At 40.5% G+C, this 2,880-nt stretch carries 3 protein-coding genes and 1 pseudogene; 2 read left to right on the top strand and 2 right to left on the bottom strand.

Translation table 11 applies throughout. From position 1 onward, the window contains the following. Positions 1–1,031: undecaprenyl-phosphate glucose phosphotransferase (locus tag QZY09_RS13325; protein WP_295673120.1), on the top strand; the 1,031-nt coding region annotated here is incomplete at its 5' end. Positions 1,032–1,043: 12 nt separating this feature from the next. Here QZY09_RS13325 and QZY09_RS13320 read toward each other — a convergent pair. Together QZY09_RS13320 and QZY09_RS13315 are read right to left on the bottom strand one after the other, a co-directional pair. Beyond that, complete coding sequence (locus QZY09_RS13320; RefSeq protein WP_295673118.1) at positions 1,044–1,532, bottom strand: nucleoside deaminase; 489 nt, start codon at positions 1,530–1,532, stop codon at positions 1,044–1,046. 87 nt (positions 1,533–1,619) lie between these two features. Continuing rightward, entirely contained in the window at positions 1,620–2,207 is a 588-nt protein-coding gene (locus tag QZY09_RS13315; protein WP_295673116.1) for an OmpH family outer membrane protein, read from the bottom strand. Between the two features lie 468 nt (positions 2,208–2,675). Here QZY09_RS13315 and QZY09_RS13310 point away from each other — a divergent pair. Beyond that, positions 2,676–2,880, top strand: a pseudogene (locus QZY09_RS13310) (DNA topoisomerase IV subunit B); the annotation flags it as partial.

Raw genomic sequence — 2,880 nt, 5'->3', positions numbered from 1 at the left:
TATGGAAACTCATTTTTCTTTTGATAAGGCGGGCCGACTGGCGATCGTTGGTTGATACAAGGGATGTTATTATTATTGGAGCGGGAAGAATTGGTTACGACCTGTTCAATTTTTTTGAAAACAATCCCGATAAAGGGTATAAAACACTTGGTTTTTTTGATGACAATCCAAAAAATGTAAAAGAAGGTAAGTTTTACCTGGGTGGGACTGAAGATTGCATAGACTATGTAATAAAAAATAAGGTAGATGAAATATTTTGCACCTTACCAGTTTCGGAAGCGAAAACGATAGAGAAGCTGATGCTTGATGCTGACAAAAACCTCATCAGGTTTAAATCGGTGCCGGAATATTACGACTATTCGAAAAAAACAACCATTATTCAAAGCTTAGGGCACATTCCGGTTATTTCTTTTAGAACAGAGCCGCTTGAAAGTTTGCTTAACCGGTCGATTAAAAGGTTGTTTGATTGCGTTTTTGGCTTGTTTGTCATTCTTTTTATCTTCAGTTGGCTTTTCCCCATATTGGCTATCCTGATAAAGCTTGAATCAAAAGGCCCGGTATTTTTTACGCAAGTGCGTTCGGGCCGCGACAACAATCCATTTAAATGCTATAAATTCCGAAGTATGAATGTAAATAACGACTCGGATAATAAACAGGCATCACGCGACGATAACAGAATTACCCGGATCGGTGCTTTTTTAAGGCGCACAAGTCTTGATGAACTTCCCCAGTTTTTTAACGTTTTAAAGGGAAATATGTCGGTAGTAGGGCCCCGGCCACACATGATCAAGCATACCAAGCAATATTCGCAATTGATCGACAGGTTTATGGTCAGGCATTTTTTAAAACCGGGGATCACTGGTTGGGCACAGGTTCAGGGTTTGCGTGGTGAAACAAAAACCGTTGACGCTATGCTGAAACGCGTTGAAGCCGATGTTTGGTACCTGGAAAACTGGTCGTTTTTGCTCGACCTCCGGATTATCATGCTGACGGTGTGGAATTCCCTTAAGGGTGATGAAAACGCGTTTTAGCGGGCTGCTGCTTCAAACTATTTCATTACCGTTTTTTAAAGCTAATGTTTCCCATAATTTAAATACGGCAAGCCCCTCATCGTGCAGCACCTGTTCAAACGCGAGTTTCCTTTCGGCCATATTACACTCAAGTTCCCGGTAAATTAGTTGGTCATCAAAGCCAATGCCAGCAGCATCTGTTTGTGTATTGGCGTAATATATTTTTTCAATCCGTGCCCAGTAAATCGCGCCAAGGCACATGGGACATGGTTCGCAACTGGTGTAAATTTCGCAACCACTAAGGTCATAGGTGTTCAATTCTTTGCAGGCTAATCTAATGGCCGATACTTCTGCATGGGCGGTGGGGTCGGTTTCAGGAATTACCCTGTTGGCGCTGGCCGCAATTACTTTTCCGTCCTTAACAATAACGGCACCAAAAGGCCCGCCCAGTTTTTGTTTTATATTCTGTTCAGACAGCGCTATGGCCATCCTCATAAATTTTTCAATTACCTCTTTTTCCATTGTTATAAAAAAAAACCCCAAACAAAGTTGGGGTTTTTAATTGATAAATATCATGCCAAACCTGTGTATTGTTAACTTGGCCCGCGTTTATTTCTTGTCTTTGGTGTACGCATCGTTAAGCCTTTTTATTACATCAGCAGTGACATCCAATCCTGCATCACCATATATAACAGTTGGGTTAGCTTTTGAATAAGTTAATACCAGTTTATACCCTTTTTCTTTAGCATATCCTTTAACAAAGTCAGCAATTTTATCATATACTTTATTGCCTTCGTTTGCCTGTTCTGTTTGAAACTGGGCGGTAGCATTTTGCTGGTAAGTCTGCAAATCCTGTTGCTTGCGCTGCAGGTTTTGTTCGGATGTTTGCCTTTGGTCGGCGGGCATTGTTGACGCGCTTTTTTGATAATCAGCTACTTCGCGCTGAAATGCTTGTCCGCGTGATGCCAGATCGCTTTGGGCCGCTTTACCTTTATCCTGCATAGTTTTAGTCACATCTTTGGCATAATTATATTTGCTCAATAATGTATCCTGGTTTATAAAAACGATGGTCTCTTTATTGTCGGGTGCGGCAACAGCAGGTTTGTCGTCAGTTTTGGGTTTATTGCAGGCGATTATTGTTGTTGCAAGCAATAGGCCTGTTGCAATTTTTGTAAGAAAAGAAGCTTGAGTTTTCATTGAATTTAATTGGTTTATTCTGCTGCCATCTCCGGCAGGTTTTAGTTTGTTTTATTGTTTTGGATAAAAAAAATTTTGACAAAGATAAGGTTTCGATAGAAGTATCCTAATTTATTGAATACACTCATTTTGATGTGCAAATTTGCGGATGGGATCGATGTGCAGATGTGCAGATATGCAAATGTGCAGATGATGCAATGTTAACCTTCTTGTTCCTGATAAGTATGTATTATGTTCATTTCAAGGTAGCCATTTAAAAGGGTAAATTCAACAAAACGCTCCAAAAAGTGGCTTGCGTGCCCATTGGTACACGGCTACATTGATCCCATTTGCACATCTGCACATTTGCATTTCCGCACATCTACACGCACATGTTCTCACACATGTTAATTACGTACCCTTTTTATCAACAAGTGCTGTAATACGGGCTAAAAATCGTACTTTTGTAAGTTGTTTTTCTAACCAAATATGAGCGAAGAAAATCAGGACAAATCAAATTACTCGGCAGATAATATACAAGTTTTAGAGGGTTTAGAGGCGGTGCGAAAACGCCCTTCCATGTACATCGGTGATACGGGTTCAAAAGGTCTCCATCACCTGGTGTATGAAGTAGTAGATAACTCAATTGACGAGGCGCTTGCCGGTCATTGCGATACCATAAAAGTTATCATTC

Origin of the sequence: uncultured Mucilaginibacter sp. (assembly GCF_903913935.1) — a bacterium.
In the GTDB taxonomy this organism is placed as follows: Bacteria; Bacteroidota; Bacteroidia; order Sphingobacteriales; family Sphingobacteriaceae; genus Mucilaginibacter.
Note: the sequence above shows the minus strand (reverse complement) of the source record. Positions and strands in the feature narration are given on the sequence as shown.